This is a genomic window from Paenibacillus sp. A3, assembly GCF_001399685.1.
Taxonomy (GTDB): domain Bacteria; phylum Bacillota; class Bacilli; order Paenibacillales; family NBRC-103111; genus Paenibacillus_G.
Window position 1 is genome coordinate 24,547 of sequence record NZ_JTHN01000182.1, and the last position, 14,172, is coordinate 38,718.

Below are 14,172 nucleotides of genomic sequence, written 5' to 3' on the forward strand. Positions count from 1 at the left end.
GGCCCGGAAATTTTATTTTTGAAACGGAGTCAGGACGTTCATGAGAGTGGTACTGCAAAGAAGCAAAGCGGCACAAGTGACGGTGAACGGCGAAACGGTAGGACGCATCGACCACGGCTTGGTGCTGCTCGTCGGCATTGCGGACGGCGATACCGAGGAGGATGTCCGTTACGTTGCCGATAAAATATCGGGCTTGCGCATATTTGAAGACGAGCAAGGGAAAATGAACCATTCGGTGCTTGAGACCGGCGGCCAGGTGCTGTCCATCTCTCAATTCACCTTATACGGGGACTGCCGGAAGGGAAGACGGCCCAATTTCATGGCGGCCGCTCGTCCCGAGCTTGCGGAGCCGCTTTACGAACGGTTTAACGGGATGCTTCGCGAAGCGGGGCTTCATGTGGAGACCGGGAGGTTCGGTGAAATGATGGACGTATCGCTCGTCAACGACGGACCGGTCACGCTCATCGTCGAAAGCAAGCAGGCTTAAGAGTCCGATAAAGGTAGGAATAAGCAAGGCTCAGGCGGGGGACAATGAGAGATAAGCCTGCGCACGTTTTCATCTTGTGGGCTGCCCGACATCTAAGGAGCCTATGCCTATTATGTACCGATCGCCGAAAGAACAAAGCTTACTGATGCCGGAGCTGCAACTTGGTTCCGGCGGTCTGGCGGAGGCGGCGGCATTGCAATCGTCCGGCATGGACGATACGGAAATCCGTGCCGAATTCTCTTCTTCCAGCGAGCAATTGAAGCGGACGGCGCGCAAACCGTTCCGCTGACCCAAAAGAAGGGCCGTTTTCGTGGATTGAGCGAAAGCGGCCCGTTTGTTTCATTAGACAGCCAAATATGCTAAACTATTGCTAGTTTTGTTCCAATTTGAAACTTCTTGTGCGGCAGTCCCGTCTTAAAAGAGACGAAGCATTTATTTCGGCATCCGGCGGCTGACTCGCACAGACGAATAACGGAGGATGGAATGCATTGAAAATCGAATTCGAGCGTCTCGGTTTCGGTGAACAGGCCAATGAGCTGTTTCATATATGCAAGCTTTTTTTCGAAGAGGTCGAAGCGGTCCACGAGAAAACTGACGATGCGCGTCTGCACGTTCGCGTTGAGGTGGAAGCCGATGAAACGAAGCGTGTGATCAGGTCCAAGGTCCAACTGACCGACCGGGAGACGGGAGCAGTTTACGACAACGAGCATGAGCGGGCGATGGATGCGCGGGACGCCGGGCATAAACGCACCGTCAAGCGGTCGGTCGGCTATGGGCTGCTGCAGGTGCTTCGCGAGTATACCGGGCTGGAGCAGGCATGGGGGATTTTGACCGGCGTGCGTCCGACCAAGCTGATGCATAACATGATGATGAAACAACCGATTGAAAGCTGCAAGCAGACGCTGCGCGACGAGTATCTCGTCACCGAACCGAAAGTGGAGCTGCTCGCCGGAATAGCCGAACGCCAACTGAAAGTGATCCCTGATCTGTTCCATTTGGACCGGGAAGTCAGCATTTACATCGGGATTCCGTTTTGTCCGACCAAATGCGCTTACTGTACATTTCCGGCCTACGATATTCGGGGGAACAACGGGTCCGTCGAGGCGTTTCTGGAAGGACTGCATTACGAGATTCGCGAGATGGGCCGCTGGATGCGGGAAGCCGGAGTCGGCATAACGACGATTTACTGGGGCGGAGGAACGCCGACAAGCATTACGGGCGAGCAGATGGATGCCCTGTTCGTCACGATGCACGAATCGTTCCCGGCGATGGACCGTGTCCGCGAGCTTACCGTCGAGGCCGGCCGTCCGGATACGATTACCGAAGACAAGATCGAAGTGATGAAACGCTGGAAGGTCGACCGGATCAGCATTAACCCGCAAAGCTTCACGCAGGCGACGCTCGATGCGATCGGAAGGCATCATACGGTGACGGAAACGATCGACAAGTTCAAGCTCGCGCGAAAGCTCGGGTTGAACAACATCAACATGGATCTGATTATCGGGCTGCCGAACGAAGGAATGGCCGAGCTGCAGAGGACACTCGATCAAACGGCCGAGCTGCTGCCGGAATCGCTGACGGTTCATACGCTTTCCTTCAAGCGCGCTTCCAAGATGACGAAGAACAAAAGCGAGTACGAAGTGGCGGAGCGGGACGAAATAGCCGAGATGATCCAGGCAGCCTCCGAATGGACGGAGCGGTACGGATACAAGCCGTATTATATGTACCGGCAGAAAAACATTTTGGGCAATCAGGAGAACGTCGGCTATTCGCTCGAAGGCTTCGAGAGTCTGTACAACATTCTGATGATGGAAGAACGTCAGACGATTATCGGACTCGGCTGCGGCGCGGTAAGCAAAGTGCTTTATCCGAAGGTCGAGCATGAGGACGGTTACGAGCAGCGCATCGAACGGTTGCCGAACCCGAAGGAGCCCTCCTTCTACAACGAGGCATATCAAGAGTATGTCGACAAAAAAATCAGGCTGCTGAACGATGCTTACGGCGTTCCGGCCGGCCAGCCGTCATAAGGGCGGCATAACGAATCAGGCTTCGTCTTAATTTTGAATGATCAGGCTTTAATCATAACATGGCAGAGGCAGAGGTGTATTATGGCAGGGAAATCGAACTATTCCGGAGGCAGCGCAAAAGGATACGTACTGGTAATCGCACTGATCGTTCTTATTGCGGCTGGCGCCGGCGCATGGCATTACTGGAAAGCAGGGGGAACAAAAACCGGAGCAGGGGGCAGTGAACGAAAAGCCTCCCAGAAGCTGGAAGAAGTGAAAACGGTAAGTGCTCCAAAAGACAGCTATGACCTTATCGTGGCCGGTACCGACCCCGAGGGAGTGGCGGCGGCCGTTTCCGCGGCGCGCAACGGACAGAAGACATTGCTGGTTGACGGAAAAGACCGCGAGATTTTGGGCGGATTGATGACCGTCGGATGGTTGAACAGCTTGGACATGAACTATGAGCCGGACAAAAGTGTTCTTCATAAAAGGGAAATGCTCAACAAGGGCATATTTGCGGAGTGGTACGGCAAAATCGAAGGCGATTCGTTCGATGTCGTGACGGCGGCAAATGCCTTCAACGCGCTGGTAGCCGCGGAGAAAAATATCGACGTGCTGCTGAAGGTCAAATCGATGGAGCCGATCGCTTCCCCTTCAGGAACGGTTTCCAAAATCACGGGCATGAAGCTGACGCTGGCCGACGGCAGTGTCAAAACCGTCCAGACCAAAGCGCTCATCGATGCAACGCAGGATGCGGACATGGCCGCAGCCGCCGGAGTCCCTTATACGACGGGGCGCGAAGATCTTGGCGACAAGAAGGCGCGTATGGCCGTGACGCTCGTCTTCCGGTTGAAGAACGTCACGCCGGACGTATGGGAGAAGGTCCGCAAGCGTCTGGATGGAGATAACGACGCTGGAACAGGCGCGAACGAAATGAGCGCCTGGGGCTACAAAGACATGAAGGATTATCCTGCGGTCAATAAAGATCGCGTGCGGATGCGGGGATTGAACATCGGACGTCAAAACAACGATACGATGCTGATCAATGCGCTGCAAATTTTCGGAATCGACGGTACCGACCCCAAATCGCGTGAAGAAGCATTTAAGCTCGGCAAGGACGAGCTTCCTAATATTGTGAAATACATGAAGGAAAAATACCCTGAATTTGCCGGCATCGACTTGGACGATACGGCGCCGGAGCTGTATGTGCGTGAAACGCGTCATATCCAAGGCGAATACCGCCTCAGCATTATCGACGTGCTCGAAAACCGCGATCAATGGGACCGCGTCGGTTTCGGCTCCTATCCGGTCGATATTCAGCGCATGTCGCCTGCGGACACCGGTGCGGTCGTGACCGTGCCTCAGCAATACGCGGTGCCGTTCCGCAGCATCGTGCCGCTGAAAGTGGACGGGCTGCTGGTCGTCGGACGCGCGGCGAGCTTCGATTCGCTCCCGCACGGGACCGCGCGCGTCATTCCGGTCGGCATGGCGGCCGCCGAAGCGGCCGGAGCGGCAGCGAAAATCGCGGCGGACTCCGGAATCACCTTCCGTCAAATGTCCGCCAACAAGGAGGCCATTACGAAGCTTCAGGATACGCTGAATACGCAGGGCATGGTGCTGAAGCCGTTCAGTATTAAGGCGCAGCCGTTCATGGAGCATAAGGCGTACGAAGGCTTGAAGGTAGCGGTCACGCTCGGTCTTGCGACGGGCGGATACGACAACAACTTTGCGCTGGATAGCAAGTCGAACCAGCAGCGGTTAGTCAACCTACTCTTGGGCATGCGCAAATTCAAGCCCGAGGCGATGGCCGGGAACCCGGGAGAGGCGCTCGCCAAAGGCACGGATCCGAAGACGCTGCCTGTTACGCTGGACCAAGCGGCGCATATGATCGCCCTTCTGCTGAAGGTGGAGATGGCGCCCGAGCAAGCACTGCAGACGCTGCAAAGCAAAGGATTCCTTGCTGCCGCGACATTGGACGGCATTGCGAACAAGCAGGAGCTGACCAACGGCGATACGTATATGCTGATGAAAGACGTATATAACGCGCTGAAGGCGGCAAAATAATCCAAACGAAAATTTGATAGCAAACGCATGTTTTTTTCTTGACTTTGGAAACCTTCGCGGGTAGAATAAATTCTAATTCCATGTCATATCTTGTAGATCCGTTGATGGGACAAAGTAATTCGAACCTTGCGTATCCAGAGAGGGAAGCCTAGGCTGCAAGCTTCCTTATGCGAATCGGACGAACAGACCTCCCGGAGGACGAACGGGGAACCCCGGCCAGACGAAGGCGTTCATAGCCAGTGCCGGATAGTAGTCGTTTGCGGCTGGCGGACGTTACCCGCTTGAAGAGTGTGAGCGAGTTATTTTGCTTAAGCCGGATTCGGCAGCGGCAAGCTCGTTCGAATCGTGGGTGGTACCGCGGGAGACTTTTGGGTAAGTACAATCTCTCGTCCCTGAATTTGTTCAGGGGCGGGAGTTTTTTGTTTTTTGTGCTGAAACGCGACAGAAAGGAGTCTGGGCTTACATGAGCATTCAAAAACCGAAGGGCACGCAGGACCTGCTGCCCGGCGAAATCGAAAAATGGCAGTATATTGAGACCAAGGCCCGGGAGCTGTGCCAGCGTTTCAATTTTCGCGAGATCCGTACGCCGATGTTCGAGCATACGGAGCTGTTCCAGCGCGGCGTAGGAGAGACGACGGACATCGTCGAGAAGGAAATGTACACCTTCCTGGACAAAGGCGACCGCAGCATTTCGCTTCGTCCCGAAGGGACGGCCGGGGTCGTTCGTTCTTATGTGGAGAACAAGCTGTACGGCGAGCCGGATGTCAGCAAGCTGTACTATATCGGCCCGATGTTCCGCTACGAGCAGCCGCAGGCCGGCCGATACCGGCAGTTTCACCAGTTCGGCATCGAAGCGTTCGGCTCGGTAGACCCAAGTCTCGATGCGGAGATTATTGCGCTCGGCTATACGTTCTATAAAGAACTCGGGTTAAAAGACGTCACGGTGGAAATCAACTCTGTCGGCAACCCGGCCGTCCGGGCGGTATACCGCGAGAAAATTCAGCAGTTCTTCGCTCCGGTGAAGGATAAGCTGTGCAAAGACTGTCAATCTCGTTACGACCGCAATCCGATGAGGATTCTCGACTGTAAGGTCGATCAGAAATACGGTGAAGGCGCACCGACCATTCTCGAATACTTGGACGAGGAATGCCAAACGCATTTCCAAGCGGTGCAGGAATATCTGACTGCGATGGAAATTCCGTTCCGCATCAATCCGCGGCTGGTGCGGGGACTGGATTACTATACGCACACCGCGTTCGAGTACAAAGCGGCCGGTATCGGCGCGATCGATACGATCGGAGGCGGCGGACGTTATAACGGCCTTGTCGGACAAATCGGCGGAACCGACCAGCCGGGCGTCGGCTTCGGGCTCGGGATGGAGCGTATTCTGCTTGTGCTGCAGGCGCAAGGAGTCGATATTCCGGCGGCTAAACCGTTGGATGTGTACTTGATCGGCCTCGGGGAAGCCGCAGAGCGCGAGTGTGTGAAGCTGCTGCAAAATCTGCGGCTGGCGGGACTATCCGGGGAAAAAGACTACCTGGGCCGCAAAATCAAAGCGAAAATGAAATCGGCCGACCGGTACAACGCAGCTTATGTCGCCATTCTTGGCGACGACGAGCTCGCGAAGGGCGAAATTACCTTGAAAACGATGGCTACAGGCGAACAAGAAACGCTGGCTCTCTCCGATCTCGTGCAGACATTGTGCGAGCGGGCTGGGCAAGTTTAACGATAAAATGGAGGTAACAAACACCATGACGACGATGTTAAAAACGCATCATTGCGGCACTTTGAGCAAAGCTAATGTTGGAGAGACGGTAACGCTGAACGGTTGGGTGCAGCGCCGCCGCGACCTGGGCGGGGTATTGTTCATCGATCTGCGCGACCGGAGCGGGATCGTGCAAATCGTATTTAATCCGGCTTTTTCCGGCGAAGCGCTTGCGGTAGCCGACCGGGCGCGCAACGAGTACGTGCTCGCGGTACGCGGCGAAGTCGTCGAGCGGGATGCGGAGACCGTCAACCCGAATCTTCCGACAGGAGAGATCGAAGTTCGCATTAAGGAGATCGAGATCTTGAATGCCGCGAAAAATCCGCCGTTCTTCATCGAAGACGGCATCGAAATCGACGAATCGCTGCGTCTCAAGCACCGCTATCTCGACCTGCGCCGTCCGGAAATGCAGCGTACGTTGATGCTTCGCGCCAAAGCGGCCAAAATCTTCCGCGATTATTTGGACGAGAACGGTTTTATCGAGGTGGAAACGCCGATTTTGATCAACAGCACGCCGGAAGGCGCACGCGATTACTTGGTACCAAGCCGTGTCCATCCGGGCGAATTTTTCGCGCTGCCGCAGTCGCCGCAAATTTTTAAGCAGCTGCTGATGGTAAGCGGCATGGAGCGCTACTATCAAATCGCCCGCTGCTTCCGCGACGAAGATTTGCGCGCCGACCGCCAGCCGGAATTTACGCAGGTGGACATTGAGACGTCGTTCCTGTCGCAGGATCAATTGCTCGACATGATGGAGAAGCTCGTCGTACGCTTGTTTAAAGAAACGGCAGGCGCCGACATCGAAACGCCGTTCCAACGCATCAGCTATGCGGACGCGATGGGCAAATACGGCTCCGACAAGCCGGACCTTCGTTTCGGCCTGGAGCTGCAGGACGTTTCGGACATTGTGGCCGAATCGGGCGTCCAAGTATTTGCCAACGTCATTAAAAAGGGCGGCCAGGTGAAGGCGCTCAATGCCAAAGGCTGCGCCGCTTGGAGCCGCAAGGAAATCGACGATCTCGGCGTATTCGCCGCTCGCTACGGGGCCAAAGGGCTTGCGTGGATGACGTATAAAGACGGCGAGCTGAAAGGGCCGATCGTGAAATTCTTCAACGAGCAGGAACTGGAGCAGCTCAAGCAGCGTCTGGAAGCCGAAGAAGGCGACCTGCTGCTGTTCTCCGCCGATACGAAGAAGGTCGTTGCCGACGTGCTCGGTAACCTTCGATTGAAAATCGGCCGTCAGCTGGGCCTGATCGACGACAGCAAATTCAAGTTTGCGTGGGTAGTGGACTTCCCGCTGCTCAGCTATGACGAAGAAGCGAAGCGCTATGTGGCGGAGCATCATCCGTTTACTCGTCCGAAGGAAGAAGACATGCATTACTTCGACACTGATCCGGGCCAAATCCGTGCGCAGGCCTACGACCTTGTGCTGAACGGCTACGAAGTCGGCGGCGGCTCCATGCGGATTTATCAGCGTGAAGTGCAAGAGAAAATGTTCGCTACGCTGAACCTTCCCAAGGAAGAGGTGCAGGAGAAATTCGGCTACCTGCTGGAGGCTTTCGAATACGGTACGCCGCCTCACGGAGGCATTGCTTTCGGTTTCGACCGGCTCGTGATGCTGATTACCGGCCGCACCAACCTGCGCGAAACGATTGCCTTCCCGAAAACGGCCAGCGCATCGGACTTGTTAACGGGAGCTCCGGGTCCCGTGGATGCCAAGCAGCTTGAGGACCTGTCCATTCGTTTGGCGCTCAAGCAGCCTTCCGCCAAAGCTTAAGACCCGAATAAGAGGAGTGTGGACAGTAAGCCATGCTGCATCAATTTTCCCGTACGGAGCTGGCGATCGGCCCGGAAGGGCTTGAGGTAATGAAAAATAGTACGGTGGCGGTTCTCGGCATCGGCGGCGTCGGTTCGATCGCCGCCGAAGCGTTGGCCCGCACCGGCGTCGGCCGGATCATCATGATCGACAAGGATGTCGTCGATATTACGAATGTGAACCGGCAAATTCATGCTTTGACGACGACAGTCGGCCAGCCGAAGGCGGAGCTGATGCGAGATCGTATTCTGCAAATCAACCCGGAATGCGATGCCGTCGCCCTGCGTATGTTTTATACCGAAGAAACGTATGAGCAGCTGTTCCAATATCCGTTGGATTATGTATTGGATGCTTCGGATACGATCAGCTACAAAATTCATCTGATCAAGCAATGCCTGCAGCGCAAAATTCCGCTCATTTCCAGTATGGGCGCCGCGAATAAGATGGATCCGACCCGGTTTCAGGTGGCGGATATCTCCAAGACAAGCGTCGATCCGATGGCGCGGGTGATTCGTCACAAGCTGCGGAAAGAAGGCATCAAGAAGGGCGTCAAAGTCGTTTTTTCGACGGAAGAGCCGATCAAGCCGCGGGTAGACGTCACGCAGCGGATCGTGCCGGAGAATGCCCCTGAGATTCGTAAAGCGCAGCAGCCGCCGGCCAGCAACGCGTTCGTTCCGCCGGTCGCCGGGCTAATCATGGTCAGCGTCGCTGTCCGCGACTTGCTGGCTAAGGCCGGGCTGAAGTAGCATAATCAGCGATTCGGCATTAAAGAAAGCATCCTTTACAGCGAAAATGCGAAAAGGATGCTTTTTTTGTCATTTATGGGGCAAGATAGAAAAAGTGAGTTCAAACGTTATTTCATCGGAGTGCGGACCATGGAACGAAACCCAGAAACGGGAAACTACAGGCGCTATTTGGCTTATTTCGGAACCCTGAATATCAATGTGCTGCATTTGCGCAAGCCTTGGGTGACCGCTTGGTGGTCGGCCGCATTCCCGGGTTTCGGCCATTTGCTTCTCGGTAACCAAATCAAAGGGTTTATCTTGATGTTATGGGAAATCGGGATCAACATGCAGTCAGGAATCAATAAGTCGATGGTTTGCTCTTTTACGGGGCGTGTCGATCTATCGAAGCAGGTGCTGAATCCGCGTTGGGTGCTGCTGTATATTCCCGTCTATATTTACGCCGTCTGGGACAGCTACCGCAAAACAATTGAGCTGAACAAGGAATGGGTGTTGGCCGAGTGGGAGCGTGCGCCCATTGTTTCCTTTAAAATGGGCGGAATGTGCTTGAATCATTTGGACAAAAGCTCGCCCTGGCTCGCTATGGCTTGGTCCATGCTCATGCCGGGGCTTGGCCAACTGTATCTTCGCCGCATTCCTATCGGTTTTTTGCTGCTGGCCGGGTGGGTCGGCTTGATGTATTTCTCGGGTGTTGCGGAAATCGTACTCGTCACGATGGCAGGAAGTAACGTACAGGCGTGGTACTCGATTAACTCGCAATGGGCCTTGTTTTTGCCTTCTTTTTACTGCTTTGCGGCTTATGAGGCTTATGTGTATTCGGTCGAATACAATAAATTGTTCGATAAGGCCCAGAGGCAATGGTTGGAGCGAAGCTATGGGACACTGCGCCCCAGCTTCTGCCGGGCGACGGAGCGGTAGAAGATGTATATCGTAGCGACCTTTCGTCATTCGTCAGAGCTGGAGCTGGCAATATGCGAATTGGAACGGCAAGGTATCCTTGCCGCAGCGATTGCCGCGGTTCCGCTTATGGAAAACGCCCCACAGGAGATGCGGGTATTCGATACGATCCGCCATTCGGACGGGATCAGCATGCTGGACAGCCCCGCTGTAATCGGCACGATCGGTTCCGTATTGGGAGCGTCGCTGGGCTTTCGCTGGGCCATCGGTCCGATTATCGGCGGACTGCTCGGCCTTGGGGCAGGCGCCGCTCTTGGATTTGTATTGGACTGGCTGATTAACTTCAAACGGCGAAAAAAACGCAGGCGGAGAGAACATGGCGCGGACGTCGTCGTGATTGTGGAGTGCAGCCCCGATCAAGCATCGGATGTCCGGCACATCATGGAGCGTTGGCTTGCCATCGGAATCGGCCAGCTTGGCTCGGGCTGAGCCCCAAACCTTTGTAAAACGTTCAAAGTGCTTTTATAATAAAAAGCATAGGTCATTCGTTCGCAGCACATATGCGGCGTCGGGGGCCTGTGCTTTTTTTGCGAATATTCAGGATTGGCGGTCAGAGAAAACCATGGACTTATTCGATTTTAACCGGACGAACGAATACAAGCCGCTGGCGGAAAGAATGCGCCCGCAAAATCTGGAGCAATTTTTCGGACAGAAGCATTTGCTCGGCGAAGGCAAGGTGCTGCGCCGGCTCATCGAAACGGACAAGATCGGCTCCATGATTTTGCAAGGCCCGCCTTCCAGCGGCAAAACGACGCTCGCCACGATCATCAGCGGAATGACGAGCTCGCATTTTGAGAAGTTGAACGGCGTTTCGCTTTCGGTTTCGGATCTGCGGGAGGTCGCCCGAAAAGCGAAGGACAACCTCAAGATGTACAATCAGCGGACGATTCTGTTTTTGGATGAAATTCATGCGCTCAAAAGCAACGTGCAGGAGTCGCTGCTGCCGATCGTCGAAGACGGAACCATTATCCTGATCGGCGCGACGACGGAAAGCATCGCACATGATATCATACCGCCTCTTGTCAGCCGCTGCCGCGTGTACCGGCTTGAAGCGCTGCAAAAAGACGATCTGGAGCAAATTTTGCGTCAGGCATTGGCGGACCCCGAGAGAGGGTTGGGCGGGGAGTATGAGATTACACAGGAAGCGATGGATTATTTATGCGACGTCTGCAATGGCGATGTAAGAAATGCCTTGATCGCTTTGGAAACGGCCGCCTATTCGCTGCACGATTCACAAACGATCGAGCTGCAGACGATTCAGGAGTCGTTCGAGTCCCGGATCAATGCGATAACCCATACCGATTTTTACGACATGACGTCCGCCTTTTGCAAGTCGCTCCGCGGCGGACAGACGGACGCGGCGATCTATTGGCTGGCGCGCATGCTGTATTCGGGCGTGGACCCGCTATACATCTGCCGCAGAATCGTCGTTCATGCGACGGAAGATGTGGGCATGGCCAATCCGACCGCCCTGCAAATCGCATTGGCGGCCAAAGATGCGGTCGAATTTGTCGGCATGCCGGAAGCGCGGATGGCGATCGCCGAAGCCGTCGTGTTCATTTGCGAGAGCCCGAAAAGCAATGCGGTCTATAAAGCAATTAACGGAGCACTCGATTACGTCAAGCAGACGAAAGCTTACGAGGTTCCCGCAGATGTCCGCGATGGTACGAGAACTTATTCGAATCCTATCGATCATCCGAACGCCCGGAACGAGTATCTTCCTCCGGAAGTGAAAGGCAAGCGATTTTATCAGCCGCAAAATAGCGGAGTGGAAGCGAAGATTTACGCGAAATATAACAAGCCTGCGGCAGAGTGAAGCCGCAGGGGGGTCCCAAGCAGAGGTTGAGGGTGGAACATTTCCGGGGAAATAAGCTTGCTTAGGCCCGCTGCAGCGGAGCTTCACCAGCTCTTCCCCTGGCCGGATCGGAAATTTCGACAGCGATGCGTCCGAAGAATAAGGCGCTTAGACGGATTAGTTTATTGGTCACCGGCAGAAGCAGCAGACCGATGCCTGCATAAATAAGCGAGATTTGGAGCGAACTGAAATCCGACGGAAGTAAATGGGCGAACAGTTCTCTCTCGAATATATCAATGCCGATCGATTGCAGCAAAATCGTATAGACGAGCGGAGACGCCAGGAGTGCTAAATTAACGGCTACGATCGTAACGGCAAGCGTAAACGAAATGATGCCCAAGGGCAGCTTGACGATTTGGAACAGCAGTCCTACATAAGTTGCCGGATCGGAAAGCTCGGCGCCTAATTGGGCGAAGAGACCTCTTCTGTCATGCCGTCCGGAATTGAAGTCATCCGAATGGGTGGAAGCTGCGACAGTCGAAGGAGATTGAAGAAGCCGTTCAGCGAGTCTTGCATCCAAAGCGGTCATGTGCTTGGCGAACCGCGCTGTCATAATCATAAGCGGAAAGCCGATGAACAATGGCATAAGACCGATGGACAAGACGACACCGACGATCGTCAGTGTGAATCCGATGATGCCTGCGGGCAGAAGATATAGCAAATAATAAAAGGCCCCGATAAATCCTGGTTTTTGCGTATTCAATGGTTCCACATCCTCGTAACGTTTTGAATCCTTTGACGTTCGTGCCGGGTTTACCCCTTCAAATTTTTTCATTTTTAGACTTCCTTCCCATAGCTTGCCTGCGGTTAAGCCCCTTTGTTTTCCCGTTCTAGTCTCCGAGCATGGCGTATAGTGTTATAATGGATCCGCGTATGCCCTAAACTCCAAACATGACGCGGATAACCTGCATACATCCGGGGAGGTGCGCCTGTTCGCCTTACGCTGGCGGATAGGCGGAGCGTTGATTAACGATCCGTTATCGCTTATTTGGGGCGTCATCCTTGTGCTGCTCCTGGTGGCATTGAACGCCTTTTTGTCGCTGCCGAATTCGCGATGGTGAAAGTGACGTACAGCCGTGTGGAATCCCGCGTGTGCCCGGAATCCCGACAAGTTCGTTCAGTCCGGTTCCTGATGCAAAATGTCGATGCTCATTTATCGGCCTGCCAGCTAGGCATCACGCTTACCTCGCTCGGACTTGGCTGGATCGGCGGGCCGGTTGTCGCAGCGCTTCTTAAACCGGTGCTCAGACCTTTGCATTTGCCGGAGCCGGTCATCGGGACGCTTGCCTTTTTGATTGCGTTTACGTTGATAGCTATGCTGCACACGACGCTTGGTGAGCAGGTTCCCAAAGCCTATGCCATTCGTAAATCGGAGCAGGTGACACGGTTGTCGTCCGTGCCTCTTGTTGGCTTTTACAAAGCAATGCGTCCGGTGATTCGGTGTTTAAACGGCATCTCGACCTGGCTGCTGCGCATGACGGGCATCGCTTCCTCTATGGAGTATCGACTCGCCCACACGGAAGACGAAATTCGGGGGCTGATGAAAGAAAGCAACCGCAGCGGGTTCATCGACAATACCGAACTGGCGCTGGTCGACAATATTTTCGATTTTGCCGAAACGTATGCCCGTGAAATTATGATTCCGCGTACGGAGATGGTCTGCTTGTACGCAGGACGCTCGTACGAAGACAATAAAGCGATAGCGATCAGCGAGATGCATACGCGTTACCCGGTATGCGACCCGGACAAAGACAGCATTATCGGGTTCGTGCACATGAAAGATCTGTTGATTGCGGGAGAGCAGCCGGAAACGATCCGCTCAATCCTCCGTCCGATCATGAAAGTTCCGGAATCGATGCGGATAAGCGAGCTGCTGAAACTTATGCAAAAGAAGAAGACGCAGATGGCGCTGCTCATCGACGAATACGGCGGGACTTCCGGGCTGGTCACCTTTGAGGATATCATGGAAGAAATCGTCGGTGAGATACAGGATGAATTCGATGAAGAACGGCCGCAGATGGAGACGCGGGGCGATCATTTGCACTCGATCGACGGACGGCTGCTGATTGAGGAAGTCAACAGCTATTTCGGGCTAGGTATCGCGTCCGACGATTACGATACGATTGGCGGATGGATGTATTCTCAGGTGGAGATGCCGCCTAAGAAGCAGCAGTCTGTCGTCTGGGAAAACCGCTTCCGGTTTATGATCGAGGAGATCGATCATTTGCGGATTACACGTATTTTAGTGGTTCGGCAGGAGCAGACAGACGGGTCATCCTGCGAAGACAGGGGATGAAAGGGAGAGGTACGTACGTGGCGAAGGACGGGCGGTCTTAAGGCGGAGGCAAGCAGGGTGTAATGGTGCAACGCCCCCCTTCCACATAGTTTCCTCAAAAAAGGGCTTCGAACTTTGAAGCTTTTTTTTGTTCTATAATTTACAACGTAACAATGTTATGTTACACTTATTTTTGTAAGGAGGCGT

12 protein-coding genes are annotated in these 14,172 nt (G+C 54.3%); 11 read left to right on the plus strand and 1 reads right to left on the minus strand.

Annotated features, from left to right (window positions below):
- Nucleotides 1-40: 40 nt before the first annotated feature.
- The 10 genes from dtd to QJ48_RS25720 all read left to right on the plus strand — a co-directional run bounded on the left by dtd (nt 41) and on the right by QJ48_RS25720 (nt 11,651).
- Nucleotides 41-487, plus strand: a complete 447-nt coding sequence (gene dtd, locus QJ48_RS25680) for a D-aminoacyl-tRNA deacylase (RefSeq protein ID WP_054976252.1) — start codon at nt 41-43, stop codon at nt 485-487.
- Nucleotides 488-599: 112 nt separating this feature from the next.
- The gene (locus QJ48_RS37080; protein ID WP_157261755.1) at nt 600-776 is read left to right on the plus strand and encodes a hypothetical protein; all 177 of its coding nucleotides are present in this window, start codon (nt 600-602) and stop codon (nt 774-776) included.
- Nucleotides 777-975: 199 nt separating this feature from the next.
- Nucleotides 976-2,514 carry a coproporphyrinogen III oxidase gene (locus tag QJ48_RS25685; protein ID WP_054976253.1) on the plus strand — a complete coding sequence of 513 codons (1,539 nt, stop codon included), beginning with the start codon at nt 976-978 and terminating at the stop codon, nt 2,512-2,514.
- 81 nt (nt 2,515-2,595) lie between these two features.
- Nucleotides 2,596-4,557 (plus strand): FAD-dependent oxidoreductase, encoded by a 1,962-nt coding sequence (locus QJ48_RS25690; RefSeq protein WP_054976254.1) that lies wholly within the window; start codon nt 2,596-2,598, stop codon nt 4,555-4,557.
- A 463-nt stretch (nt 4,558-5,020) separates the two neighbouring features.
- Complete coding sequence (gene hisS, locus QJ48_RS25695; protein WP_054976255.1) at nt 5,021-6,283, plus strand: histidine--tRNA ligase; 1,263 nt, start codon at nt 5,021-5,023, stop codon at nt 6,281-6,283.
- Nucleotides 6,284-6,308: 25 nt separating this feature from the next.
- A complete protein-coding gene (gene aspS, locus QJ48_RS25700) occupies nt 6,309-8,096 on the plus strand; it encodes an aspartate--tRNA ligase (RefSeq protein ID WP_054976256.1) in 1,788 nt (595 codons plus the stop codon).
- 32 nt (nt 8,097-8,128) lie between these two features.
- Nucleotides 8,129-8,881, plus strand: coding sequence for a ThiF family adenylyltransferase (locus tag QJ48_RS25705; protein ID WP_054976257.1), 753 nt, complete (start codon nt 8,129-8,131; stop codon nt 8,879-8,881).
- A gap of 129 nt (nt 8,882-9,010) precedes the next feature.
- Nucleotides 9,011-9,796: a hypothetical protein gene (locus QJ48_RS25710; RefSeq protein WP_054976258.1), complete on the plus strand. Its 786-nt coding sequence runs from the start codon at nt 9,011-9,013 to the stop codon at nt 9,794-9,796.
- 3 nt (nt 9,797-9,799) lie between these two features.
- Complete coding sequence (locus QJ48_RS25715; protein WP_054976259.1) at nt 9,800-10,264, plus strand: hypothetical protein; 465 nt, start codon at nt 9,800-9,802, stop codon at nt 10,262-10,264.
- A gap of 133 nt (nt 10,265-10,397) precedes the next feature.
- Nucleotides 10,398-11,651: a replication-associated recombination protein A gene (locus QJ48_RS25720; protein WP_054976260.1), complete on the plus strand. Its 1,254-nt coding sequence runs from the start codon at nt 10,398-10,400 to the stop codon at nt 11,649-11,651.
- A 61-nt stretch (nt 11,652-11,712) separates the two neighbouring features.
- On the opposite strand, the gene QJ48_RS25725 is transcribed toward QJ48_RS25720, so the two are convergent.
- Nucleotides 11,713-12,393 (minus strand): sensor domain-containing protein, encoded by a 681-nt coding sequence (locus tag QJ48_RS25725; protein WP_063858169.1) that lies wholly within the window; start codon nt 12,391-12,393, stop codon nt 11,713-11,715.
- 351 nt (nt 12,394-12,744) lie between these two features.
- On the opposite strand from QJ48_RS25725, the gene QJ48_RS25730 reads away from it, so the two are divergent.
- Nucleotides 12,745-13,986, plus strand: a complete 1,242-nt coding sequence (locus QJ48_RS25730; RefSeq protein WP_337589639.1) for a hemolysin family protein — start codon at nt 12,745-12,747, stop codon at nt 13,984-13,986.
- The last annotated feature ends 186 nt before the right edge of the window (nt 13,987-14,172 follow it).

Bases quoted from the DNA above. Each gene is read 5' to 3' on its own strand.
- dtd (WP_054976252.1), top strand. From the start codon at position 41: ATGAGAGTGGTACTGCAAAGAAGCAAAGCGGCACAAGTGACGGTGAAC.
- QJ48_RS37080 (WP_157261755.1), top strand. From the start codon at position 600: ATGTACCGATCGCCGAAAGAACAAAGCTTACTGATGCCGGAGCTGCAA.
- QJ48_RS25690 (WP_054976254.1), top strand. From the start codon at position 2,596: ATGGCAGGGAAATCGAACTATTCCGGAGGCAGCGCAAAAGGATACGTA.
- hisS (WP_054976255.1), top strand. From the start codon at position 5,021: ATGAGCATTCAAAAACCGAAGGGCACGCAGGACCTGCTGCCCGGCGAA.
- aspS (WP_054976256.1), top strand. From the start codon at position 6,309: ATGACGACGATGTTAAAAACGCATCATTGCGGCACTTTGAGCAAAGCT.
- QJ48_RS25705 (WP_054976257.1), top strand. From the start codon at position 8,129: ATGCTGCATCAATTTTCCCGTACGGAGCTGGCGATCGGCCCGGAAGGG.
- QJ48_RS25710 (WP_054976258.1), top strand. From the start codon at position 9,011: ATGGAACGAAACCCAGAAACGGGAAACTACAGGCGCTATTTGGCTTAT.
- QJ48_RS25715 (WP_054976259.1), top strand. From the start codon at position 9,800: ATGTATATCGTAGCGACCTTTCGTCATTCGTCAGAGCTGGAGCTGGCA.
- QJ48_RS25720 (WP_054976260.1), top strand. From the start codon at position 10,398: ATGGACTTATTCGATTTTAACCGGACGAACGAATACAAGCCGCTGGCG.
- QJ48_RS25730 (WP_337589639.1), top strand. From the start codon at position 12,745: ATGGTGAAAGTGACGTACAGCCGTGTGGAATCCCGCGTGTGCCCGGAA.